The 4,402-nt window shown below is 44.2% G+C and carries 5 protein-coding genes and 1 pseudogene; 2 read left to right on the plus strand and 4 right to left on the minus strand.

The window, feature by feature from the left end:
- A partial coding sequence (locus EWV66_RS08770; protein ID WP_287115938.1) for an IS4 family transposase occupies window positions 1-222 on the plus strand: 222 nt, incomplete at its 5' end.
- A gap of 243 nt (window positions 223-465) precedes the next feature.
- On the opposite strand, the gene EWV66_RS08775 is transcribed toward EWV66_RS08770, so the two are convergent.
- From EWV66_RS08775 to EWV66_RS08790, 4 genes are all read right to left on the minus strand, one after another.
- Window positions 466-798, minus strand: a complete 333-nt coding sequence (locus EWV66_RS08775; protein WP_052277045.1) for a hypothetical protein — start codon at window positions 796-798, stop codon at window positions 466-468.
- A 143-nt stretch (window positions 799-941) separates the two neighbouring features.
- Window positions 942-1,838 carry an ABC transporter permease gene (locus EWV66_RS08780; protein WP_052277046.1) on the minus strand — a complete coding sequence of 299 codons (897 nt, stop codon included), beginning with the start codon at window positions 1,836-1,838 and terminating at the stop codon, window positions 942-944.
- 173 nt (window positions 1,839-2,011) lie between these two features.
- Window positions 2,012-2,440: a hypothetical protein gene (locus EWV66_RS08785; RefSeq protein ID WP_158499356.1), complete on the minus strand. Its 429-nt coding sequence runs from the start codon at window positions 2,438-2,440 to the stop codon at window positions 2,012-2,014.
- A 166-nt stretch (window positions 2,441-2,606) separates the two neighbouring features.
- Entirely contained in the window at window positions 2,607-3,332 is a 726-nt protein-coding gene (locus EWV66_RS08790) for a Uma2 family endonuclease (protein ID WP_287115939.1), read from the minus strand.
- 466 nt (window positions 3,333-3,798) lie between these two features.
- Between EWV66_RS08790 and EWV66_RS08795 the strand changes: the two are divergent.
- Window positions 3,799-4,311: pseudogene (locus EWV66_RS08795) on the plus strand (Rpn family recombination-promoting nuclease/putative transposase); the annotation flags it as partial.
- Window positions 4,312-4,402 lie beyond the last annotated feature (91 nt).

The raw sequence follows: 4,402 nt of genomic DNA on the forward strand, positions 1-4,402 counted from the left end.
TATCAAGCACGCTTACACGGAGAGGAGAGTTGTGAAAGTTTTTTGGAAGAACATGAATGGCAATCTTTGTGTGCCACTATTCATAAAAAGGGTCCGCCACCTGAAAAGCCGCCCTCCTTTAGGGAAGCAGTCAGAATGATTGCTTCTCTTGGGGGGTTTTTAGGTAGAAAAGGTGACGGTGAACCAGGTGTTAAAACTATTTGGTTGGGACTGCGAAGGTAACATGATATCAGCCAGACTTGGAAACTATCTCATCAAATTTAATGGATAGCTTGATAAGGGGGGTGCCGATAGGCGGGGGGATCTACCCTTGATAAGGGGGGTGCCGATAGGCGGGGGGATCTACCCTTGATAAGGGGGGTGCCGATAGGCGGGGGGATCTACCCTTAATAAGGGGGGCATCTGAAAGTTTTCAATACCTACCTATGTGCGATTAATTGTGTCTAGCTACTCAAAAAAGGGGTTTTATTTGGTTTCTGGGGCAGGATTTTGCAGATTTTCTATTTGTTCCCTTTGCTTGCGTTTAAACTCCTCGGCCGCGTCGTTGATATTATTGAGGGTGTCTTCCTGAAATTCCGATCCGTCCCGGCTACGGCGAAAATTACTATTATGAATCAAGTCTAGAGGATTAAAACCACCGAGACTATCCCTGCCATCGGAACTACGTTCATTTTTTTGATAATCCGGCTGACTGGGGTTCAAGCTTTGAGCTAACACTTGCGGATTAAAATCAGTCCCGACTAATAAAATAGTAGCTAGAAATAAAGACGATTTGATCAACATTTTTTGAGTATTCATAATCTAACTAACTCCTCAGAAAATTATCTTGTTTTTGGTCGTGAGAAATTTACAAGCTTTTCAGTGAACAGTAAACTAATAACTGGTAACTGATAACTGATAACTGGTAACTGATAACTGATAACTGGTAACTGGTAACTGATTTAAGCAAAACGACGACGAAGTAAGGGCTGAATTGCTAAAAGGATTAGCAGATCAAAAGCTAAGAGCAAGGCTAAAACTGTCAAGAAAGTGAGGTCAAGCCAAGGGGTTTGTAAGACTATGCTATCAAAAGACCAGTGCTGATTGAAATAAATATAACGGATCGGTTCGATCGCATAGGTGAGAGGGTTGAGACTAGCGATTACTTTTAACCAATCTGCCATAAAGTTTAAGGGAGCGAGGGCGGTACTGGCAAATAAAAGCGGTAAATTGGTGACGAAAATGACGGCGATTAATTCGATATGTCCGGGGAGAGCAAAGGTTAAACTGAGACTTAAGGCAGTCATCCCCAAAACGATTAGGAACACAATCAAAGCGATCGCACCTAATCCGGCTAAACTAGGCCATCCAGCCCCTAAAAAGGCACTAGCGGCCACGATCGAGGCGGTTTGGATGAAACTGAGGGCGATAATATAGATGGTAGAAGCGGCCACGATCGAGTAACGAGTGGTTAAAGGTGCTACCAAGAGACGGTTAAGAAAGCCAAATTCTCGATCGAACATTACCGGCAAACCGGCATTTAAGGCCCCGGAAAAAGCGGTAAAGACAATCACTCCGGGGGCGAGAAATTTAGCATAACTGAGATCGTTGCCGAATAGACCCTGGGGGGCATTATAAAATAAAGCTCCAAATAAAATCAGCCACATAAATGGCTGAATTACCCCCGCGATTAGGGTTGAAGGACGACGTTGTAATTGGATGAACAGACGTTTAGTCATGGCCAGAGTTTCTTGCAGAAATTCCCCTAGCACATTTCCCCCATCGTCCACCGTTGCTGCTCTAGTGGGATTGGGGGCTAAACTAGCTTTTAAGGAAGAAGGTGTGATGGTTTGGCTCATGAAATATTTACCTCTAATGCAGTCTTAACGGGTAATTTAGATAGTCAACAGTTTATCAGTGATCAGATGGCTCTCTTGGGGTTCCGGTGAGGGGCAAATCCTCTCGAAAAAAAGGCTTACACTCTACCACTTCTCCACTATACAAGGGGCGTAAGCCCTGGGGGAGAGGAATATCAATTTTTATTAAATTGTAGCTTTTGATACAACGCGGGGGTGGGAAGTGTGTATCCTAGAAGAGTGAATGAAGAGGTGTAAGAAGCCCAGATGATAAAAATACGACAACTCGGCATTGTATCCGGAGTCGCTCTTGCGGCTTTGGTGACGGCTGGTGCAGCACAAGCCGCTTGCTTTGGTGGTAGTCCCTCAATCTGCTTGAATCTGAATCTTGAATCTTCAGCAAGCCTGCTCTCCAACAATTCGGCTTTAACAACCGCAAGATTCGGCTTCTCACGTACGATCACTTGGAAGGCGATCGATTCTACTGCTACAGTCGCTGCCCGGAAGGCGATTGTAGGTCGCCCTAAAATGCCAGGGTGACTGACAGTGCCTTCGCATCCAGTCAGTGTTCCAGAATCCACGCCCAGCTTTTTTGTTTGTATCACACTTAGCGGTTTAGTGCTAGGGAGTGCTGTTAGGCTTACTGGGGGCGGCACCGACACTTAAGCGCCATAGAAAACGCGTTTCTCAAAGAAACCCGTTTTCTAGAATACAGGTTTCCTCTCTCTTTTTTTGGTTTTTCGATACCTTGGAGAAGTCAGACCTTACACTTCATACTTCATCGGGGTTAATTCCAAGCGCTCTGAGCCTTTCAGCCAGCCGGATGGCTTTTTGTTCAGCCTCTTGTTTCGCCAAGCGTTCTTGAGCAGCGATCGCCTCAGCCTCTTGTTTCGCCAGCCGTTCTTGAGCAGCGATCGCCTCTGCGTTCATCGCTCTTTCCTCAGCCGTTAGATAGCGATTTCCCGACTGGTCATACCAGTATAACCATTCCCGATACCAGGCAATATGTTCTCCTTTTTCGTAACCCAGCGCCAAGCCAATTTCTGGCAACCAAACTCGATTATTCTCACTCTCTAGAAGTTGATATTTTCCTGAGATTAATTTATATACTTCTAATCTTTGTCGGTTTTTAAATCTTCCTCTTCTGCCATATTCACTATTATATTTCTCGGAAATTACCTCTAAAAACAAAATCGGCAAGATATACTTTTCTCCCCACAAAATATAGCTTAACCGACCTCTTTCTCCCGTATCATGGTTGACTCCAACTGCTAAGAAACCATCGGGGACAAAAGCTGGTTCGTCTGGATTATAATAAACAGCCATATCTACCCCAAAATACCAATCATCTCGACCAGACCAAATTAAGGCTAATAAATTTAGCAGTAGGTTGGGAAGATCATTCTGTAACTGATTGTCCACTGGAGTTTCATCGGAAGAGGGCAATTCTTCGGCGCTAGGAAGAGGTCGATTTTTGTTATAGGTGAGGTTAACCATAGCTCCTACAAGCGTGGTGTTTAATTACTGCCAATTCTAACAGAAAATTACGGTTTTAGATTTCGTTGTTTTTGTGCAGTTTCTCAAAGCACTTCATCAAAACTCGGCTCAAGGCTTTCTTTAATGTCATCAACCTGATTAATTTCGGCTCTTCGGGACTTGGTATGGTTCGATAGGGGGGCATAAATCGACTAAATCCTTATCTGGTAAGGGATTTAATTGATTAGTTCACTCTAGATCGCAAACAATTGACAAAAATTGCAGACAAACCGAAGAACCTTAATTTCTTGGTTAGGAGAGGCACTCAGGCACTCATGCAAGAGTCAAAGGGGAGAATAAATCAGGGGTGCTGTCCGCAAAGCTGGAAAATAATGTCTCAAGGGAGAGGAGGTACGGGTTTCCTCTCTCTTTTTTTGGGGGTTTTATGGGAAGATCGGGAAAGAGCTATGGTGCAATCCCGATCATCATGAAACGAGACTCGATATTTTACCGGCTTTTCCAACAATCCCCCTCCCTTCTCTTCGATTTACTGGAAAACCCACCTGCTAATGCCACCGAATACCGATTTGACTCCGTAGCCGTCAAAGAACCCAAATTTGAGATCGATGGCGTATTCCTGCCACCCGATAATGATAGTAGCGGGGTGATCTATTTTTGCGAAGTGCAATTTCAAAAAGACGAACGACTCTATGAACGGGTTTTCGGCGAATCATTTTTGTATTTTTATCGCCAGCGAGAACGATTTACCGATTGGCACATTGTTGTCATCTATCCCACCCGTAGTCTAGAACAAAGTAACACCCATCCCTACCGAGCGCTCCTCAATTGTAATCAGGTGCATCGAATTTATCTGAAAGAATTAGGGGAAATTCAGCAGTTACCCCTAGGGGTTGCCCTGATGGTACTCACTACTGTGGAAGAAACCCAAGCACCAGAAGCGGCCCGCTATTTACTATACTTTGCACGGCTACAACTTGCATTTTTTACTCAAGGACAATAATATAGTTTAAGAGTCATAATTAGAAGCAAAGCACTCATTAAAAACATGATTAACCTAGAATTCACGGAAG

Origin of the sequence: Microcystis sp. M_OC_Ca_00000000_C217Col, assembly GCF_007095585.1 — a bacterium.
Taxonomy (GTDB): domain Bacteria; phylum Cyanobacteriota; class Cyanobacteriia; order Cyanobacteriales; family Microcystaceae; genus Microcystis; species Microcystis panniformis.